This is a genomic window from Candidatus Annandia adelgestsuga (genome assembly GCF_003956045.1).
In the GTDB taxonomy this organism is placed as follows: Bacteria; Pseudomonadota; Gammaproteobacteria; order Enterobacterales; family Enterobacteriaceae_A; genus Annandia; species Annandia adelgestsuga.
Map to the genome: position 1 here is coordinate 129,187 of NZ_CP026513.1, position 19,946 is coordinate 149,132.

A 19,946-nucleotide genomic window follows, 5' to 3' on the forward strand; every position below is an offset into this window, starting at 1 on the left:
TTTCCTTTTAAAATTATTTTTATATTATTTTTTATATATAAGTAGATAAAAAAACTCTACTTATATATATATTTAAATAAATTTATTTTTTATAAAATTATTTAATTTAAATTATTTTTTTTTATTTTCATTATCTTTAACTTCTTCAAATTCAGCTTCTTCTACATTTTCATCAGATTTATTTTTTTCATTTTTTTTTATATCATCTTTAGGATCATTTATATCAATTTCTGTTAATTTATTAGATAATGTTAACAATTTTTGTATTCTATTTTCTATTGCAGTTTTTCCTTCATTTCTCATAGCTAAATTTAAATTATTAATAGCTAAATTTATAGATTCTTTATCTTCTATTTTAATTTTATTACCAACTTCATTTAATTTTTTAGAAGTATTATGAATTAATTGATCACCTCTATTTTTAATTTGTACTAATTCTTCAAATTTATGATCTTCTTCTGCATTCATTTCAGCATCTTTAACCATTTTTTTGATTTCATTTTCATTTAATCCAGAAGAAGCTTTTATTTTTATTTTTTGTTCCTTATTAGTTCTCTTATCTTTGGCTGAAACATGTAAAATACCATCAGCATCAATATCAAAAGTAACTTCTATTTGAGGAATTCCTCTAGGAGCTGGTTGAATACCATCTAAATTAAATTGACCTAAAGATTTATTTTCAGAAGCTTTTTTTCTTTCCCCTTGTAATACATGTATAGTAACTGCAGATTGATTATCTTCAGCAGTAGAAAAAACTTGACTATGTTTTGTAGGAACAGTTGTATTTTTATTTATTAAACATGTCATAACACCACCCATAGTTTCAATACCTAAAGATAATGGAGTAACATCTAATAATAATACATCTTTTACATCACCAGCGAGAACACCACCTTGAATAGCAGCACCTACAGCAACTGCTTCATCTGGATTTATATCTTTTCTTGGTTCTTTTCCAAAAAAATCTTTAACTTTATTTTGAACCATAGGCATTCTTGTTTGTCCACCTACTAAAATTATATCATTAATATCACTTCTTTCTAATTTAGCGTCACTTAAAGCTTTTTTGAGTGGATTTATAGATTTTAAAACTAAATCTTCTACTAATGATTCTAATTTAGCACGTGATACTTTTATATTCATATGTTTTGGACCAGATGCATCAGCAGTAATATAAGGTAAATTAACTTCAGTATGTTGTGCTGATGAAAGTTCTATTTTAGCTTTTTCTGATGCTTCTTTAAGTCTTTGCATAGCTAAAGGGTCATTATGTAAATCAATTCCTTGTTCTATTTTAAATTCAGAAACTAAATATTTTATTATACGACTATCAAAATCTTCTCCACCTAAATGTGTATCTCCATTAGTTGATAATACTTCAAAAGTTTTTTCTCCATCAACATCATCAATTTCAATAATTGATATATCAAAAGTACCACCACCTAAATCATAAACAGCAATAGTACTATTTCCTTTATTTTTATCTAAACCATAAGCTAAAGCAGCTGCTGTTGGTTCATTAATTATTCTTTTTACATTTAATCCAGCAATACGTCCTGCATCTTTTGTAGCTTGACGTTGTGCATCATTAAAATAAGCAGGAACCGTAATAACAGCTGATTTTATTGATTCTCCTAAATAATCTTCTGCTGTTTTTTTCATTTTATTTAAAATTTCTGCAGAAATTTGTGGTGGAGCTATTTTTTTATTTTTTATTTCTAACCAAGCATCTCCATTATTAGCTTTTAAAATTTTATAAGGCATTATTTTAATATCTCGTTGTACTTCTTTATCTTTAAATCTACGACCAATAAGTCTTTTAATAGCAAATAGAGTATTTTTAGGATTAGTAATAGCTTGTCTTTTAGCAGGTTGACCAACTAAAATTTCTCCACTTTTAGTATATGCAATTATTGACGGTGTTGTACGTTCTCCTTCAGCGTTTTCTAAAACTCTTGCTCTAACTCCATCCATAATAGCTACACAAGAATTAGTAGTTCCTAAATCTATTCCAATAATTTTACTCATTTATTATCTCCATATAAATTTAATATTTAAATAATTTTTAAATTTATAAATTTTAATTTATATAATAAATTAATTTAAATTAATATTTTTAATAAAATATAATTTATGTAAAATTATTTTATTATAAAATATAATTTTTAATTTATTATATTTCAATTTATTTTTTTTAAAAAAAAATAATATTTATTTTTATAATAAATATTAATATATTACATTTTTATAAAATATTAAAATATAATTTTATGCTTTATTAATAAATATTTTAAATATTAAATAATATAAAAAATTTTATAATTTTATTTTTTTTAAAAAAAATATTTTTAAATATTAAATTTTTACCATAATTTTATTCATTTACTTTAAATTATAAAAAAATAATTAAATATATTTTTTAATTATAGTATAAATTAATATTATTAAAACTACTAATAAAATAATTTTTATCATAATATTTTACCTTATTTATTTTATTATTATAAAGTTAATAAAAAATTTTTTAATAAATTAAAATCATAATCCATATTATAAGAAGATATGGATAAATTATTTGTATTTTTTAAAATATTTGGAATTAAAATATCATTTTTTATAATCAGTTTTAAACTTTCCTTAAATTTAATAGGATGAGCTGTTCCTAAAAATATTCCAAAATCTGTATTTTTTATAAATTTTTTTAAAACATTATATGCAACTGCTGCATGTGGTTCAGAAATATAATTTAAATTATATAATTCTATTAATGATTTTTTAGTTAAATTATCTGAAACCGATCCATAATATAGATTATTTAAATCCCAATTATTTATTTTAAATAATTCAATTATTCTAGGCCAATTACTAGGATTATTAATATCCATAGCATTTGATAATGTATTAATAGTTTTTTTAGGTAACCAAATATTACTATTTAAAAAACGTGGTACAGTATCATTTGAATTCGTAGCTACAATAAAATTTTTAATATTCAAACCAATTGATTTAGATATTAAACCAGCAGTTAGATTACCAAAATTACCACTTGGAACAGATACTATTAAATTATTATAACCATATTTTTTAAATTTTGCAAAAGCTTCAAAATAATAACAAACTTGTGCAATTAATCTACTAATATTTATTGAATTAGCAGAATTTAAATTTAATTTTTTTTTTAAAAGAAAATCATCAAAAGATTTTTTTACTAATTTTTGACACATATCAAAATTTCCGTTTACAGCAATAGTAGTTATATTTTTACCCAAATTACAAAATATTTTTTTTTGTATATAACTTATATTTTTTTTAGGATATAAAATTACAACTTTTATATTATTTATACCATAAAAAGAATGAGCAACAGCAGCACCTGTATCTCCTGATGTAGCTGTAAGAATAGTAATATTTTTATTTTCTGTTTTATTAATATAAGAAATAATATTTGACATAAATCTAGCACCAAAATCTTTAAAAGATAATGTAGGACCATGAAATAATTCTAAACAAAATATATTTTTAGTTACTTTTACTAAAGGTATTGGAAAATAAAAAGATTTTTTGACTATAGAAAATAATTTTGAATAAGGAATTTCGTTTCCTATAATTTTATCTAAAATAAAAACACTTCTTGAAATAAAATCCATTGATAATAAATTAATAATTTCTTTTTTATTAAAATAAGGCAACTTTAATGGAAAAAACAATCCTTGTTTATTACCTAAACCTAATTTAGTTGCTTCTAAAAAACTAACTTTTTCTAATTTATTTTTTAAATTATATAATTCCATATTTTAATTTAATTTAAAAACTCCTTTTTTTGATAATCGACAAATATGTACAAAACCTTCTTTATTTTGAAGATAATTTTTTTTAAACCAATTAGAAATATTATAAGCTTTTTTTATGTTATCACATACAGCAAATATAGTAGGACCTGATCCAGATATACCACAAGTTAACGCACCTATTTTTTTTATATTCTTACGAACTTTTGAAAAAAAAGGTAATAATGGATTACGATATGGTTCAGCAATAATATCTTTCATTAATTTTATTGCTAATTTTGATTGTTTAGTATAACAAGAATGAATAAATCCAGATAAATATTTACTATGATTTACACAATCATTTTTAGAATAATATAATGGTAATATAGATCTAGATTTAGATGTAGATAATTTTGTTCCAGGATAAGCCATTACCCATAACCAATGATTAAAATTAGGAATATTTTGACTAATAATTTTTCCTTCTTTTAATATTAATTGACAACCACCTAAATAACAAGGTGCAATATTATCATAATGAATACTTCCTGATATATAACCTTCTAATTTACCCATTAAATTTAATAATATATTTTTATTTATTGGTGATCCAAAAAAATTATTAATTGCTACAAAACCAGAAACTATTGAACAAGCACTTGAACCTAAACCAGAACTTATTGGAATATTTTTTTCTAACTTTATAGTAATAGGTATATTATATCCTAAGAATTTACATAAATATTTCCAACATTGATAAAGTATATTTTTTTTAGGATTTTTAGGTAAATAATTAACAAATTTTCCTTTATAAATTAAATTAAAATTTTTAGATGATTTAATTGTCACACAATCACCTAATAAAGTTCCATCTATAGGATATATAGCAATACCTAATACATCAAAACCTACACCTACATTACCAATTGAAGCTGGTGCATAAAATTTTACCATTTTAAACCCTTAACTTCATGATATAATACGAAACAAATCAGAAAATATACCAGCAGCAGTTACATTATTTCCAGCTCCATAACCACGAACTACTAATGGTATTGGATTATAATATTTACTATATATAACTAATGCATTTTCACCATTTTTAATTTCATATAATGGATTAAATTTATTTATAGCTTTAATTTTAACTAAACATTTACCATTAGATTTAATTATACCCACAAATCTTAAAACTTTATTTTTTTTATTTATTTTATTATAAATTTTTTTAAAACCATTATCTAATAAATGTATATTTTTCATAAATTTTTTTAAATTATTAAATTTTTTAAAAAAATTAGGTATTATAGGTGTTATTTTAATATCTTTTAATTCTAATGTATAACCAATTTCACGAGCTAAAATTAATAATTTTCTAGCAACATCCATTCCAGATAAATCCTCTCTAGGATCTGGTTCAGTGAATCCCATTTTACAAGCCATTTTAATAGATTTCGAAAAAGATACCCCTTTATCTAATTTTCCAAATATAAAAGATAAAGATCCTGATAAAATACCTGAAAAATTTATTATTTTATCACCTGAACATAATAAGTTTTTTAAATTTTCTATTATTGGTAACCCTGCACCAACATTTGTTTCATATAAAAATTTACAATTATAATTAATTGTAGCATATTTTATTTTATAATAATAATATAATGAAGATGTATTAGCTTTTTTATTTGCAGTAACAATATTTATATTGTTTGATATAAAATTAAAATATTCGTTAGATATTAAATTACTTGAAGTACAATCTATTATTATAGGATAACAAAAATTATTATTTTTTATAAATTTTAATAGATTAATAATATTAAATTTATTTTTTTTTTTATTAAATAATAATTTCCAATTATTTAAATTTATTCCATTTTTATTAGTTAAAAAATATTTAGAATTTGCTATACCATATATTTTTAAATTTATATTTTGATTATTTAAAAAAAATTGTTGTTTACAAATTTGTTTTATTAAAGTTTTACCTATAGCTCCTATTCCAATAATAAATAATTCTATTTTTTTTTCTTTAAAAAATATATTTTGATGTATTATTTTAACAGCATTAGTTAAATTATAATTATTTACTATTATTGAAATAATATTTCTAGATGATTCCTGGGATATAGAAATAATTTTTATTTTAGATTTTGATAAAGAAGAAAAAAATAGAGATAATATATTTATATTTTTTTTTATATTACTACCAACTAAAGATATTATAGATAAATTTTTAATTATTTTAACATAATTAAAAATTTTATTTTTAAATTCCAAATTAAATTTATTATATAATAAATTTTTAGTTTTATTTATTTCTTTTTGAGGTACACAAAAAGAAATACTATTTTCAGAACGAGATTGTGTAATTAAATTTACAGAAATATTTTCTTTTAAAATAACATTTATTATATTTGATAAAATATTTATAATATTAAATAAATTAGATCCATAAATACTAAACATAACTATATTTTTTAAATATGTAATTCCTTTAGCGTAATATTTTTTTTTATTTATATTTGAATTTATAGTAGTTCCATTAGAATTAGAATTATTAGTATTCTTAATTAAACAAGGAATATTAAATTTTAATAAAGGTAAAATAGTACGAGGATGTAATATTTTAGCACCAAAATATGATAATTCTATAGCTTCTTTATAAGATATATTCTTTAAAAGAATAGCATTATTTATTTTTTTAGGATCACAAGTATATATACCATCTACATCTGTCCATATTTCACAACAATTAACTTTTAAACAAGATGCTAAAATTGCTGCAGAATAATCAGAACCATTTCTTCCAAGAACAACTGTATCACCATTAATATTACCAGCTGTAAAACCAGCCATAAGAGTAATATTTTTTTTATCTTTACATATATTATTATTTATTTGTTTTTTAATTAAAAAACGAGATTTATTAATATTTATTTCAGATTCTAAAATATTACCTGTAGCGACTAAACATTTAACTGGATTTATAATAGAAATATTATAATTATATGATTTTAATAATTCACTCATAATTATAACAGAAAATTTTTCTCCTAAACAAATAATTTTTGCATATATTTTTTTTGAACATTTTTTAAATAAACCAACACCATATAATATTTTTTTTAATTTTATAAATTTATATTGTAATAAATTATATACATTAATGTCATTAAATTTATTTAAAAAATATTTTAATTTTAATATTAAATTAAAAAAAAAATTTTTTATTAAATATATATCATTATCAATAAATTTATTTTTAATTTTTTTTTTTATAATAGAAATTAAATAATTTGTAATTTTTGATGGTGCTGATAAAACTACAAAAATTTTATATTTTTTAGAATTTTTTTTAATTATTTTAGCTACACTTAAAAATTTATATGCATTAGCTAATGAAGTACCACCAAATTTTAATACTTTCATTTAATATCTCCTAATAATTAAAATTTATTACTAATTAATATATATAGTAGATATTCTAAAAAATACAATTAATAAACAAAATTAAATTTAAAACTATAGCTCCACAAATAGAAGATAAAATTGCAGGAAAAGATATAAAAAAAGATGATATTAAAAATACTAAAAAATCAACTATCATTTGTATATTACTTACTTTTATTTTATATTTATTTTTTATACATAAAGATATAATATTAATTCCTCCTAAACTTGAATTATTTTTAAATAAAGATATTAATCCTACACCTATTAAAATATTACCTAAAAAAGTAGTATAAAAACTATTAAAAATAGTTAATAAAAAAAATAAAGAATTTATTTTAGTAAAAATTGATACTAAAATTATAGAAATAAAAGTTTTTATTGTAAATTCAATACCCATTTGAAAAATAGAAAAAAAATAAAAAGGAATATTTATTAAAAAAAATATATAACCAAAAGAAATAGAAAATAAATAACTTATAATAAATGATATCCCAGCAGTACTACCTATTAAAGTTCCAGAAGAATGAATTAAAGAAATACCAATTGATATAATTATACTATTTATAAAAATAATATATAAATTTTTAATTATTATTTTAATTATTTTTTTAATTTTAATATTAACTCCTATTTATTTTAAATTTAAAAATATAATAATATTTATTTTATATAATTATCAAAACGAGAAAATAAATTATTAAAAGTTAATATAATTTTTCCGATAGGACCATTTCTTTGTTTTCCAATTATAATTTCAGCAATACCCTTATTATTTTTATTATTATTATATAATTCATCTCTATATATAAATATTATTAAATCGGCATCTTGTTCAATTGAACCAGATTCTCTTAAATCCGAATTAATAGGTCTTTTATCCGCCCTTTGTTCTAATAATCTATTTAATTGAGAAACGGCTATAATTGGAACTTTAAATTCTTTAGCTAAAGATTTTAAAAATTTTGAAATTTCAGAAATTTCTAAGTTTCTATTATGAGATAAAGATGGTATCTTTAATAATTGTAAATAATCAATCATAATTAAACTTAGTCCATTATTTAAATCATATATATTTTTTATTTTCATTCTTATTTCATTAGGTGTTAATGAAGAAGAATCATCTATATAAATATTTTTTTTTTTTATTAAAATAGATATTGTATTATATAAACGATTCCAATCATTTTCATTTAGTTGACCTGTTTTAATTTTAAATTGATCAACTCTAGATAAAGATGATAACATTCTCATAGTTATTTGTTCACTAGACATTTCTAAACTAAATATTAAAATTGGTTTATTATATAACATAGCTGCATTTTCACATATATTCATTGCAAAAGTAGTTTTACCCATAGAAGGTCTTGAAGCAAGTATTATTAAATCTGATTTTTGTAAACCTAATGTTTTTTTATTTAAATCATGATAACCAGTATCTATACCGGTGATACCATTATTTGATTTTTTAAATAATTTTTCTATTTTATTTATTGTTTTTTCTAAAATTTTTTCTATATTTTTAAAATTATTTTTATTATTTGATTTATTTTTATTTATTTTATTAATTTTAAAATTAATAAATTCAATTATTTTATCAAAATTAATTTTTTTTTTTTGATTTATATTTTCAATTATTTCATAAGCTAAATTAATAATTTTTCTTATTTTAGATTTTTCACATATTATTTTAACATAATTTTTAATATTTTTGGCAATTGAGACATTTTTAGATAATTCAGCAAGATATGAAAAACCTCCAATTTTATCTAAAATATTTTTTTTTTCTAAAGATTCTGATAAAGTAATTAAATCAATTGATTTTCCTAATTTAAATAATTTTTTCATTTCATAAAAAATTTGACAATGTGATTTACTAAAAAAATCTTTTGATTCTAAATTTTTTGATATTTCATACCATTTTTCATTATTTATTATTAAAAAACCTAATAATAGTTGTTCAGCTTCTAATGAAAAATAAGATTTATTATTTTTAAAATTATAAAAATTTTTTTTATTAATACTTTTATAAATATTCATAAATACCCTAAAAATTAATTATTATATATTTTTATAAATAAACATTAATAAATATATAATATTTATTTTATAAATTATATTTAAAATAATTATTTTAAATAATTTTTTTAATTTAAAATTATGAAAATTCTTGGAATAGAAACATCATGTGATGACACATGTGTTGCTATATATGATGAATCAAAAGGAATAATTGCTAATGAAATATGTAAACAAGATAAAATACATAATTTATATGGTGGTATAGTTCCAGAATTAGCATCTAGAAATCATATGAAAAATATAATACCATTAATTAAAAAAACTTTTAAAATATCTAAAACATTATATCATGAAATAAGTGGTATTGCTTATACAGCCGGACCTGGTTTAATAGGATCATTATTAATAGGAGCTACATTAAGTAAATCATTAGGTTTTTCCTGGAATGTTCCAACAAAAAAAATTAATCATATGGAAGGACATTTATTAACTCCAATGTTAGAAAATAAAAAAATTTTGTTTCCATTCACTGCTTTATTAGTTTCTGGAAAACATACTCAAATAATTAATGCTATTAGTTTAGGAAATTATAAAATAATAGGTAATTCTTTAGATGATGCAGCTGGAGAAGTATTTGACAAAATTTCTAATATTTTAGGATTAGGATATCCTGGTGGTAAAAAAATATCAAAATTAGCTAAAAAAAATAATTCTAAAAATATAAAATTTCCAAGACCAATGACAAAAAATAATAAAGATCTTAATTTTAGTTTTTCTGGTTTAAAAACATTTGTTATAAATGAAATTTCTAAAATTAATATTAATAATTATCAAATTAAAGCTAATATCGCTTATGCTTTTGAAAATGCAATTGTTGATACTTTAATTATAAAAATTAAAAGAGCTTTAAAATTAACTAAACATAAAAATTTAATTATATCAGGAGGAGTAAGTGCTAATCATAAATTAAGATCTAAAATGAGTAAAATATTTAAAAAAAAAAATATTAATATATTTTATCCTAGTAAAAATTTATGTACTGATAATGGTGCTATGATTGCTTATGCAGGTATGTTACATTTTAAAAATAGTTTAACATCAAATTTTGATCTTGAAATAAATGTTTATCCAAAATGGTTAATATCTGATATAAAATATTAAAATAATTATTTTAATAATTTCTATATTTATTTAAATATAATATACGTTGATTATTTAAAGATATACGTATTGATAAACTATCATAATTTTTTTTAACAATATTTTTAATATCAATATTTTTAACTAAATAAAAATATTTATAAAAAAAAAAACTATCTGATAATTTTCTTTTATTTTTATTATTTGTATGTAAATATTTAACTAAAGATATTTTTTTTATTACATAAGGTCTTTTCCAACAATCTATTTTATTTAATAAATTTATTACATATTTTGAAGATTTATATTTAATATTATCAATATATTTTTGGTATAAAAATACTAAAATAGCAAAATTTATTATTTTAAGAGGTATTTTTATTCTACGACCTAAAGATTTAATTAATTTAATATTTTTTATATTAAATTTTAAACAAAAAAGTGCAAATATAATTGAAATATCAGAAATTTTATTTATATTAATTTTAAAAATATTAATTATTTTTTTTTCATTATTTTTATTTTTTTTAATTTTTTTTTTAATTGAATTATAAAATTCTACGAAAATTTTTTTTAAAGCTTTACATTTATATAAAATATAAAAATAAATATGTGGGTTTTGTGATTTTAAAGCTTTTTCAGTTTCTTTCCAAATTCTTTCTATACTTATATATTTTAAATCTCCTCTTTTTATCATTTTTTTCATGAAAAAAATAGTTTTATCAGTAACATAAAAATTTAAATGTTTTAATCTTGCCGCAAAACTAGCTACTCTAAATATTCTTAAGGGGTCTTCTTCAAATGAACTTGAAATATTTTGTATAATTTTATTTTTTAAATCTTCTAAACCTTTACAAGGATCTATAAAATTTCCATATTTATCCATTGCAATAGCATTTATTGTAATATCTCTTCTTTTTAAATCTTTTATTAAAGTAATGTTTAAATTATAATTAGTTTTAAAATCTGTATGTTTTTTTCCAATTTTAGTATCTGTTCTAGCTAAAGCGTATTCTTCTTTACTAATTGGATGTATAAAAACTGGAAAAAATTTTCCTACTTGTAAAAATCCTTTTTCAAACATTTTTTTTTTATTTGAACCTAAAACAACCCAATCTTTATCTCTAATTTTGCTTTTTAAAATAAAATCTCTTACAGCTCCACCAACTAAATATTTATGCAAAATTTATCCTTATTTATTAACATAAATATAATTATTAAAATTTTATTTTAATTATAAAATATTATTTATATTTTTATATAAAGTATATTATGACATTTTCAGGACATTTTATTTTTTCTATTTCAATAATTATTATTATAAAAAAAATAAATTTATTTAATAACTTATCAAAAATTAATTTAATTAAATTAATTATAATTTGTATTTTGTCATCTTCTTTACCTGATTTAGATCATCCAAATTCTATTATTGGAAAAAAATTTTATTATATTTCTAAATTATTTTATAAATTTTTTGGTCATAGAGGTTTTACTCATAGCATATTGTCTATAATTATATTTTATTATATTTTAAATTTATTAATATTTTTTAATTTATATATACCAAAATATATAATATATTCTTTGATAATTGGTTATACTAGTCATATTATTGGAGATATGTTTACTTATAACGGAGTTCCATTATTATGGCCTTGTAAATGGAAATTTACTATTTTTATATTTAAAAAAAAAAAAAACAAAGAAAAAAAATTTTGTTTTATATTTTTTTTAATTTCAATTTTTTTATACTTTCTTAAAATATAATTAATAAAATATTATATATTAATTTATTAATTAAAATATAAATATATAAATAAAAAAAAATTATAAATAAAAATAATTTATTTTAAAGGAATTAAATGAAAAAAAAAATATTTTGTTTATTTTTAAAAAAAATTAGTAATATGCAAAAATTTCAAAAATATCCAGGAATTATTGGAAATATAATTTATAAAAATATATCTAATAAAGCATGGTTAATATGGCTAAAAAAACAAACAATGATTATTAACGAATTTAAACTAAATATGAATAATGAAAATAATATAAAAAAAATAGAAAAATGTATGATATCTTTTTTTTTTAAAAGCAAAAAATAATTAATAATATATTTTAAAAATTAATTTTTGTTTTTATTATAATTTATTATTTATTAAAATAATATATTTTGTATTAAATAAATTATTTATAATATTATAATATAAAAATATTATTTATACAAATAAAAAATAAATTATAATATTATAATGTAATATATTATTATAATATAAATAAAAATAAAATATATTATAGTAAGTACCATACATTAGGAAAAATACTTGCACCTATAAAATTTAAAAAATATAGTACTAATACTATTACCATAGCAGAAATATCAATATTTCCTATTTTGGGAACTAAATGACGACAAACTTTCATAATTGGTTCTGTTAATTCAATAAAAAAATATTCCATAACATTAACTTTTCTATTAACCCAGCTTATAAAAGATCTTATAGTAACATTCCAAAATATTATATAACCATAAGATTTAATTAAAGAAAAAATTCCCATTATTAAATATATATATTCAAATTTCATTAAACGTATTTTTAAAAAATAAAGAAAACAGTATTTAAATATTAATAATATATACATTTCAAGTAAAATTAAAATATATAAAAAATATGAATTTGTTATAATTGATATTAATGGAAAAATTGTAATTTTAGTTGAATTTATTATTATAATAGACATAGGGTTACAAACATCAGAAAGAGCCCATTCTATCCATAATCTCATAAAAAGTAACATAGCATATATATCTATTATATCTCTAGAAATAAACATTGAAAAAATCATATAAACTCTAACTTAAAATTTATAAAATTAAATAAACTACATTATAACATTTAATAAATAAAATAAATATTATGTATTATTTATTTTAATTTATTTTATTTTTTTATTATCTCTTTATATCAAAAAAAATTTTATAAATTTAAAATTTTCAATGTTAAAATTTTTTAAATTTAATAAAATATTTTTTAAACCAACTTTCTAATATAATAACAGCAGAAATAGAGTTTATGTCATATTTTTTTTTAATTTTTATATTATAATTAAATATATTTTGTTTAGCTTCTTTAGTTGTTAATCTTTCATCATACATAAAAACTATAATTTTAAATATATAATATAAATCTTGTGCAAAAATTCTAGCTCTTTTTGTAATATATTGTTCTTTATTATTCATATTAATTGGTAAACCAACAATAATTACTTTTGGTTTCCAATTTTTAATTATTTTTCTAACATCATTCCAATCAGGAACACCATTTTTTACTTTCAAAGAATTTAAAGGACTAGCTGTGCATGTAAAATTTTGACCTACAGCAACACCTATATTTTTCATTCCAAAATCAAAACTAATAAATGTAATAAAAAAATTAGATTTATTATTTTTCATATTATATTTTTTTAAAGTTATTAATAAAAAAAATAAATTTAAATTTATTTTTTTTAAAATTTTTTGGAAAATAATTTTTTTTCAATATTTTCTAAAGAAATTCCTTTAGTTTCTGGTACTAAATAAAAAGTTAATATAGCAAATAATAAATTTAAAAATGAATAAAACCAAAAAGTATAACAATTACCTATAATATTTATTAAACTTAAAAAAGTTAAACTCACTATAATATTTGAAACAAAATTTGTAATAGTAGAAATTGTAATACCAAAATCTTTTACTTTTAATGGTTGTATTTCAGAACATAATACCCAAACTAAAGGACCTGCGCTAATAGCAAAACCAGAAATAAATATTAAAATAAATAAAAAAAATAAATATTTAATTATAAAACAAATTTTATTTATATATAATAATATTCCTAAAAAATTCATACTGATAAACATTATTAAAAAACCAAAAATTAATGTTGGTTTACGACCTAATTTATCAACAACCATAATAGCTATTATGGTAGATAATACATTAATGATTCCAATAGTAATAGTACAATACATTTGATCTATTGTTTTATTAAAACCAATCATATTAAGCATTTTTGGAGCATAACATATAATAATATTTATTCCTGTAAATTGTTGCATTATCTGCAATAAAATACCTAAAAAAATTATTTTTCTAAATTTTTTATTATTTATAAATAATTTTATACCATTAATTCTAATTTTTAAATTATCTTTTATTTCATATAATTCCTTTATAGATTCTTTTTTGTTATTTCTTAAAATTAATAAAACATTTTTTGCTTCAAAAGTTTTTTTTTTAGATAATAACCATCTAGGACTATCAGGTAAAAAAAATATTCCAATTAATAAAAAAAATGATGGAATACTAATTATTCCAAACATATATCTCCAATTACAATTATAACTAAACATTGTATCAAAAATATATGATAATAAAATACCGATAGTAATCATTAATTGATATAATGATATTATACTTCCACGATTTTCTTTAAAAGAAATTTCTGATAAATATAAAGGAGTGGTGTAAGATGCTATCCCTAAAGCTATTCCTAAAATAATTCTAGATATTAATAAAAAAATGTAATTAAAAGATAAAGATGACAATATAGATCCAAAAATAAAAAATAAAGAACTAATAATTAAATTATTTTTTCTTCCTAAATAAAAAGATGTTATACCATTAAATAAAACTCCTAAAGTAGATCCCAACATCATTGAACTTACTATTAATTCTTGTTCAATATTATTTATATTAAATTCTTTTATAATAAATGGTAAAGCAACAGTAATAACTCCTATACTTAAACCAAATAATAATCCAATTAAAGAAGCTATAAAACAAATAAAAAAAAATATAATTTTTTTTTTTTTAAATTTTTTAAACATTAATTTCCTTTAAATTAATTTTTTTATAAAAAAATAATAATAATTATTTAGATTTTTCATATAATTCTTTTACTTTATCTAATTTTTCCCATGAAAAACATATTCTACCAAAATGACCATATGTAGAAGTTTTTTTATATATTGGTTTTAATAATTTTAATTTATTAATTAAACCATAAGGACTTAAATCAAAACAATTTTTTATTAACCATAATATTTTAGGTATTGGAATTTTTTCTGTATTAAAAGTTTCTACCATTAAAGAAATTGGTTTATTGATTCCTATAGCATAGGATAATTGAATTTCACATCTATCTGCTAAATTTGCAGCTACTATATTTTTAGCAATATAACGAGCTGCATATGAAGCAGATCTATCTACTTTAGAAGGATCTTTTCCTGAAAAACAACCTCCTCCATGTCTAGAAAAACCACCATATGTATCTGTTATAATTTTTCTTCCTGTTAATCCACAATCTCCCATAGGCCCACCTATAACAAAACGTCCAGCAGGGTTAATTAAAAATTTAGTATCTTTTTTTAACCATTTTTTTGGTAAAGATGGTTTTATTATTTCCTCCATAATTGCTTCATAAATATTTTTTTTACTAATATTTTCTTCATGTTGTGTAGAAAAAACTACAGTTTTAATTCCAATAATTTTATTATTTTTATATTTAAATGTAATTTGACTTTTTGCATCAGGATATAACCAAGGTAAAATTTTTTTTTTCCTTACATAAGATTGTAAATACATTAAACGATGAGCATACATGATTGGTGCAGGCATAAATGTTTTAGTTTCATTAGTAGCATAACCAAACATTATACCTTGATCACCAGCTCCTTGTTTATATATATTTTTTTTATTTATTCCTTTTTTTATATCTTTAGATTGTTTTCCAATTACATTTATTATAGAACATAATTTATAATGAAATCCCATTTTTACATTTTTATATCCTATATTTTTTATAGTTTTACGAACTATATTTTCTATATTTATATAAACATTTGTAGTTATTTCTCCACCTACCAATACCATTCCAGTTTTAATATAAGTTTCACAAGCAACACGTGCATTTATATCTTTTTTTAAAATTTCATCTAATATAGCATCAGAAATTTGATCAGCTATTTTATCAGGGTGTCCTTCAGAAACTGATTCTGATGTAAATAATGTTTCTTTCATATTAAAAAATCCTATAATAAAATTTTAAAATTTAAATAATATATAATATTTAATAAATTTATTTTTTAAAATAAACTTGAATATTTAATTTTATATATTATAATATATATTGTTTCATAATATTTATAAATATATATATAAATTAATTTTATATTATATAAAATTAATAATTTAAAAAATATTTAACATATTTTATTAAAAATAAATAGGAATATAAATATAATGTTAGATTCGGAATTTTCAAATGTTATTAGAGTTTTAAGTATAGATACAATTCAAAAATCTAAATCAGGTCATCCTGGGGCTCCAATGGGAATGGCTGATATTGCTGAAGTTTTATGGTGTAAATATATGAACCATAATCCTTCTAATCCTAATTGGATAAATAGAGATAGATTTATTTTGTCTAATGGTCATAGTTCAATGTTAATATATAGTATATTACATTTAACTGGTTATGATTTATCAATTGAAGATATTAAAAATTTTCGTCAATTGAATTCTAAAACTCCAGGACATCCTGAATATGGTCGTACTCCTGGAATAGAAGCTACAACAGGACCTTTAGGTCAAGGTATAGCTAATGCAGTAGGTTTTGCTATATCTGAAAAGACTTTATCTGCTCAATTTAATAAACCTAACTACAAAATAATAGATCATTATATTTATGTTTTTGCTGGTGATGGTTGTATGATGGAAGGAATTTCTCATGAATCTTGTTCTTTAGCAGGTACACTAAAATTAAATAAATTAATTGTTTTTTATGATAATAATAAAATATCAATTGATGGTAATACAAAAGGGTGGTTTACAGACGATACATCTAAAAGATTTAAATCTTATAATTGGAATGTAATAGAAAATGTTAATGGTCATAATTTTAATGAAATATCAAATGCTATTAGTAAAGCTAAATCTGTTAATGATAAACCATCATTAATAATTTGTAATACAATTATAGGTTTTGGTTCACCTAATAAATCTGGTAAAAGTGAATCTCATGGGGCTCCTTTAGGAGAAGAAGAAGTTATTTTAACTAAAAAAAAATTAAATTGGAATTATCCACCATTTTTTATTCCAAATAAAATTTATAAAAAATGGAATTCAATAAAAATAGGAAAAATTAAAGAAAATAAATGGAATAAAAAATTTAAAAAATACCAAGAAAAATATCCTAATTTATCTAATGAATTTTTACGTAGAATTAAAGGAAATTTACCTAATAATTGGAATAATTATTTTAAAAAATATATTTTAAAATTACAAAATTTTCCTAAAAATATAGCTAGTAGACAAGCTTCACAAAAAACAATTGAATTTTTAGGAGATATTATACCTGAATATATTGGAGGTTCTGCTGATTTATCATCTAGTAATTTAACTATGTGGTCTAAATCAAAACCTATTAATAAATATAAAGATGGTAATTATATACATTATGGAGTAAGGGAATTTGGAATGACTGCTATTGCAAATGGTATTTCTTTATATGGTGGTTTTATAGTTTCCACAGCTTCTTTTTTAACTTTTTTGGATTATGCTAAAAACGCTGTTAGAATGTCATCTTTAATGAAAATAAGACAAATTTTAATTTATACACATGATTCAATTGGTTTAGGAGAAGATGGACCAACACATCAACCTATTGAACAACTTTCTAGTTTACGTAATATTCCTAATATGAGTGTTTGGCGTCCTTGTGATCAAGTAGAAACAGCTGTAGCATGGAAATGTGCTATTGAAAGAAAAAATGGACCTACTGCATTAATATTATCTAGACAAAATTTAATTCAACAAAATAGAGACGAAAAACAAATATATAATATATATAAAGGTGGTTATATATTAAAAAATTCTCATAATAATAGTGATCCGGATATAATACTAATTTCTACTGGTTCTGAAATAGAATTAGCATCAAAAGTTTATAATGAATTATTAATTCTAAATTATAAAGTTAGATTAGTTTCTATGCCTTCAAGTAATATTTTTGATAAACAAAGTATATATTATAAAGAAAAAATTTTATCTAAAAAATCTAAATTAATTGTTTCTATTGAAGCATCACATACCAATTATTGGTTAAAATATACAGGACTTCAAGGGTTAAGAATAGGAATAGATTGCTTTGGCGAATCAGCTCCAGCAGAAGTATTATTTTCACATTTTAATTTTAATTTGAAAAATATTATAAAAAAAATAAAATTAAAATTGAATATTTTTTCTTAAAATATATAATATTATATATATGAAGTTATATATATAATATTATTATAAATATCGAGAAAATAAAATGTTAAGTATAAATAATATAAATATTAAAAATAAAAGAGTTTTAATAAGATCTGATTTAAATGTACCAATTAATAATAAAAAAATTTCTTCTGATACTCGTATTTTAGCTTCTTTACCTACTATTAAATTAGCAATTAAAAAAAAGGCAATTGTTATAATAATGTCACATTTAGGACGTCCTAAAGAAAATGAATATAACGAAAATTATTCTTTAAAATATATATTAAATTATTTAAAAAAAAAAATTAAAAATATTAAAATAATATTAGTTAAAAAATATTTAAATGGTTTTAATTTCAAATATGGAAATTTATATATTTTAGAAAATGTAAGATTTAATAAAGGAGAAAAAAAAAATAGTTTATTATTATCAAAAAAATATGCTTCATTATGTGATATATTTGTTATGGATGCTTTTGGTTCATCACATAGAAAACAATCTTCTACCTATGGTGTTTCTTTATTTGCTAAAATATCTTGTGCTGGATTATTATTAATATCAGAAATAAATACTTTAAATAAGTATTTGAATAAACCAAAAAGACCTATGACAGTTATTTTAGGAGGTTCTAAAATATCTACAAAATTTAATATATTAAAATATTTAAATAAAATATCAGATTATATTATTGTAGGAGGTGGAATTGCAAATAATTTTATAGCTATTAAAAATAAAGTAGGAAATTCTTTATATGAAAAAAAATATATAGAAAAATCTAAAAAATTATTAAAAAATAATAAAATATTAATACCAAAAGATGTTTATGTTGGAAAATCAATTTTATATAATGAAAAATCTAAAATAAAAAATATAAAAAAAATAAAAGAAAATGATATTATTTTAGATTTTGGTATTAAAACTATACTCAATATAATAAAAATAATAATAAACTCTAATACCATTTTATGGAATGGTCCAATTGGAATGTTTGAATTAATGAATTTTAAAAACGGAACTAAAATAATATCAAAAATTATTTCTTTAAATAAATGTTTTTCAATAATTGGAGGAGGAGATACAATATCAGCAATTTCTATTTTTAGTAACAAAAAAAATTTTTCTTATATATCAACAGGTGGAGGATCTTTTTTACAATTATTAGAAGGTAAAATATTACCTATAGTAAAATTAATAAATAATATAAATTTTTTAAATTAGTTATAATTTTTATTTTATTAAATTAATAAAATAAAAATTAAATTAA

16 protein-coding genes are annotated in these 19,946 nt (G+C 18.9%); 5 read left to right on the forward strand and 11 right to left on the reverse strand.

The features are described from left to right. Window positions 1–111 precede the first annotated feature (111 nt). The 6 genes from dnaK to dnaB all read right to left on the reverse strand — a co-directional run bounded on the left by dnaK (window position 112) and on the right by dnaB (window position 9,263). Window positions 112–2,028, reverse strand: coding sequence for a molecular chaperone DnaK (gene dnaK / locus C3B56_RS00730; RefSeq protein ID WP_126071521.1), 1,917 nt, complete (start codon window positions 2,026–2,028; stop codon window positions 112–114). A 473-nt stretch (window positions 2,029–2,501) separates the two neighbouring features. After that, a complete protein-coding gene (thrC, locus tag C3B56_RS00735) occupies window positions 2,502–3,791 on the reverse strand; it encodes a threonine synthase (protein ID WP_126071522.1) in 1,290 nt (429 codons plus the stop codon). A gap of 3 nt (window positions 3,792–3,794) precedes the next feature. Continuing rightward, window positions 3,795–4,724, reverse strand: a complete 930-nt coding sequence (thrB, locus tag C3B56_RS00740; protein WP_126071523.1) for a homoserine kinase — start codon at window positions 4,722–4,724, stop codon at window positions 3,795–3,797. Between the two features lie 15 nt (window positions 4,725–4,739). Then, the gene (gene thrA / locus C3B56_RS00745) at window positions 4,740–7,202 is read right to left on the reverse strand and encodes a bifunctional aspartate kinase/homoserine dehydrogenase I (RefSeq protein WP_126071524.1); all 2,463 of its coding nucleotides are present in this window, start codon (window positions 7,200–7,202) and stop codon (window positions 4,740–4,742) included. A 55-nt stretch (window positions 7,203–7,257) separates the two neighbouring features. Beyond that, window positions 7,258–7,857 (reverse strand): YitT family protein, encoded by a 600-nt coding sequence (locus tag C3B56_RS00750; RefSeq protein ID WP_126071525.1) that lies wholly within the window; start codon window positions 7,855–7,857, stop codon window positions 7,258–7,260. A gap of 29 nt (window positions 7,858–7,886) precedes the next feature. Beyond that, window positions 7,887–9,263, reverse strand: a complete 1,377-nt coding sequence (gene dnaB / locus C3B56_RS00755; protein ID WP_126071526.1) for a replicative DNA helicase — start codon at window positions 9,261–9,263, stop codon at window positions 7,887–7,889. 120 nt (window positions 9,264–9,383) lie between these two features. Here dnaB and tsaD point away from each other — a divergent pair, with 120 nt between their 5' ends. Next, a complete protein-coding gene (gene tsaD / locus C3B56_RS00760; RefSeq protein WP_126071527.1) occupies window positions 9,384–10,406 on the forward strand; it encodes a tRNA (adenosine(37)-N6)-threonylcarbamoyltransferase complex transferase subunit TsaD in 1,023 nt (340 codons plus the stop codon). 10 nt (window positions 10,407–10,416) lie between these two features. On the opposite strand, the gene C3B56_RS00765 is transcribed toward tsaD, so the two are convergent. Further along, window positions 10,417–11,568, reverse strand: coding sequence for a tRNA CCA-pyrophosphorylase (locus tag C3B56_RS00765; RefSeq protein WP_126071528.1), 1,152 nt, complete (start codon window positions 11,566–11,568; stop codon window positions 10,417–10,419). An 89-nt stretch (window positions 11,569–11,657) separates the two neighbouring features. Here C3B56_RS00765 and C3B56_RS00770 point away from each other — a divergent pair, with 89 nt between their 5' ends. Continuing rightward, window positions 11,658–12,155, forward strand: a complete 498-nt coding sequence (locus C3B56_RS00770; protein WP_126071529.1) for a metal-dependent hydrolase — start codon at window positions 11,658–11,660, stop codon at window positions 12,153–12,155. 95 nt (window positions 12,156–12,250) lie between these two features. Beyond that, window positions 12,251–12,490: an oxidative damage protection protein gene (locus C3B56_RS00775; RefSeq protein WP_126071530.1), complete on the forward strand. Its 240-nt coding sequence runs from the start codon at window positions 12,251–12,253 to the stop codon at window positions 12,488–12,490. Window positions 12,491–12,677: 187 nt separating this feature from the next. On the opposite strand, the gene C3B56_RS00780 is transcribed toward C3B56_RS00775, so the two are convergent. The 4 genes from C3B56_RS00780 to metK form a co-directional block, all read right to left on the reverse strand. Beyond that, window positions 12,678–13,232, reverse strand: a complete 555-nt coding sequence (locus C3B56_RS00780; RefSeq protein WP_126071531.1) for a YggT family protein — start codon at window positions 13,230–13,232, stop codon at window positions 12,678–12,680. Window positions 13,233–13,386: 154 nt separating this feature from the next. Further along, window positions 13,387–13,839, reverse strand: a complete 453-nt coding sequence (gene ruvX, locus C3B56_RS00785; protein ID WP_126071532.1) for a Holliday junction resolvase RuvX — start codon at window positions 13,837–13,839, stop codon at window positions 13,387–13,389. 53 nt (window positions 13,840–13,892) lie between these two features. Continuing rightward, window positions 13,893–15,254: a sugar porter family MFS transporter gene (locus tag C3B56_RS00790; protein ID WP_126071533.1), complete on the reverse strand. Its 1,362-nt coding sequence runs from the start codon at window positions 15,252–15,254 to the stop codon at window positions 13,893–13,895. Window positions 15,255–15,297: 43 nt separating this feature from the next. Next, the gene (gene metK, locus C3B56_RS00795) at window positions 15,298–16,446 is read right to left on the reverse strand and encodes a methionine adenosyltransferase (protein WP_126071534.1); all 1,149 of its coding nucleotides are present in this window, start codon (window positions 16,444–16,446) and stop codon (window positions 15,298–15,300) included. A 222-nt stretch (window positions 16,447–16,668) separates the two neighbouring features. On the opposite strand from metK, the gene tkt reads away from it, so the two are divergent. Then, the gene (gene tkt / locus C3B56_RS00800; RefSeq protein ID WP_126071535.1) at window positions 16,669–18,675 is read left to right on the forward strand and encodes a transketolase; all 2,007 of its coding nucleotides are present in this window, start codon (window positions 16,669–16,671) and stop codon (window positions 18,673–18,675) included. A gap of 64 nt (window positions 18,676–18,739) precedes the next feature. Continuing rightward, window positions 18,740–19,900 carry a phosphoglycerate kinase gene (pgk, locus tag C3B56_RS00805; RefSeq protein WP_126071536.1) on the forward strand — a complete coding sequence of 387 codons (1,161 nt, stop codon included), beginning with the start codon at window positions 18,740–18,742 and terminating at the stop codon, window positions 19,898–19,900. The last annotated feature ends 46 nt before the right edge of the window (window positions 19,901–19,946 follow it).

Bases quoted from the DNA above. Each gene is read 5' to 3' on its own strand.
- dnaK (WP_126071521.1), bottom strand. From the start codon at position 2,028: ATGAGTAAAATTATTGGAATAGATTTAGGAACTACTAATTCTTGTGTA.
- thrC (WP_126071522.1), bottom strand. From the start codon at position 3,791: ATGGAATTATATAATTTAAAAAATAAATTAGAAAAAGTTAGTTTTTTA.
- thrB (WP_126071523.1), bottom strand. From the start codon at position 4,724: ATGGTAAAATTTTATGCACCAGCTTCAATTGGTAATGTAGGTGTAGGT.
- thrA (WP_126071524.1), bottom strand. From the start codon at position 7,202: ATGAAAGTATTAAAATTTGGTGGTACTTCATTAGCTAATGCATATAAA.
- dnaB (WP_126071526.1), bottom strand. From the start codon at position 9,263: ATGAATATTTATAAAAGTATTAATAAAAAAAATTTTTATAATTTTAAA.
- tsaD (WP_126071527.1), top strand. From the start codon at position 9,384: ATGAAAATTCTTGGAATAGAAACATCATGTGATGACACATGTGTTGCT.
- C3B56_RS00770 (WP_126071529.1), top strand. From the start codon at position 11,658: ATGACATTTTCAGGACATTTTATTTTTTCTATTTCAATAATTATTATT.
- C3B56_RS00775 (WP_126071530.1), top strand. From the start codon at position 12,251: ATGAAAAAAAAAATATTTTGTTTATTTTTAAAAAAAATTAGTAATATG.
- C3B56_RS00780 (WP_126071531.1), bottom strand. From the start codon at position 13,232: ATGATTTTTTCAATGTTTATTTCTAGAGATATAATAGATATATATGCT.
- ruvX (WP_126071532.1), bottom strand. From the start codon at position 13,839: ATGAAAAATAATAAATCTAATTTTTTTATTACATTTATTAGTTTTGAT.
- C3B56_RS00790 (WP_126071533.1), bottom strand. From the start codon at position 15,254: ATGTTTAAAAAATTTAAAAAAAAAAAAATTATATTTTTTTTTATTTGT.
- metK (WP_126071534.1), bottom strand. From the start codon at position 16,446: ATGAAAGAAACATTATTTACATCAGAATCAGTTTCTGAAGGACACCCT.
- tkt (WP_126071535.1), top strand. From the start codon at position 16,669: ATGTTAGATTCGGAATTTTCAAATGTTATTAGAGTTTTAAGTATAGAT.
- pgk (WP_126071536.1), top strand. From the start codon at position 18,740: ATGTTAAGTATAAATAATATAAATATTAAAAATAAAAGAGTTTTAATA.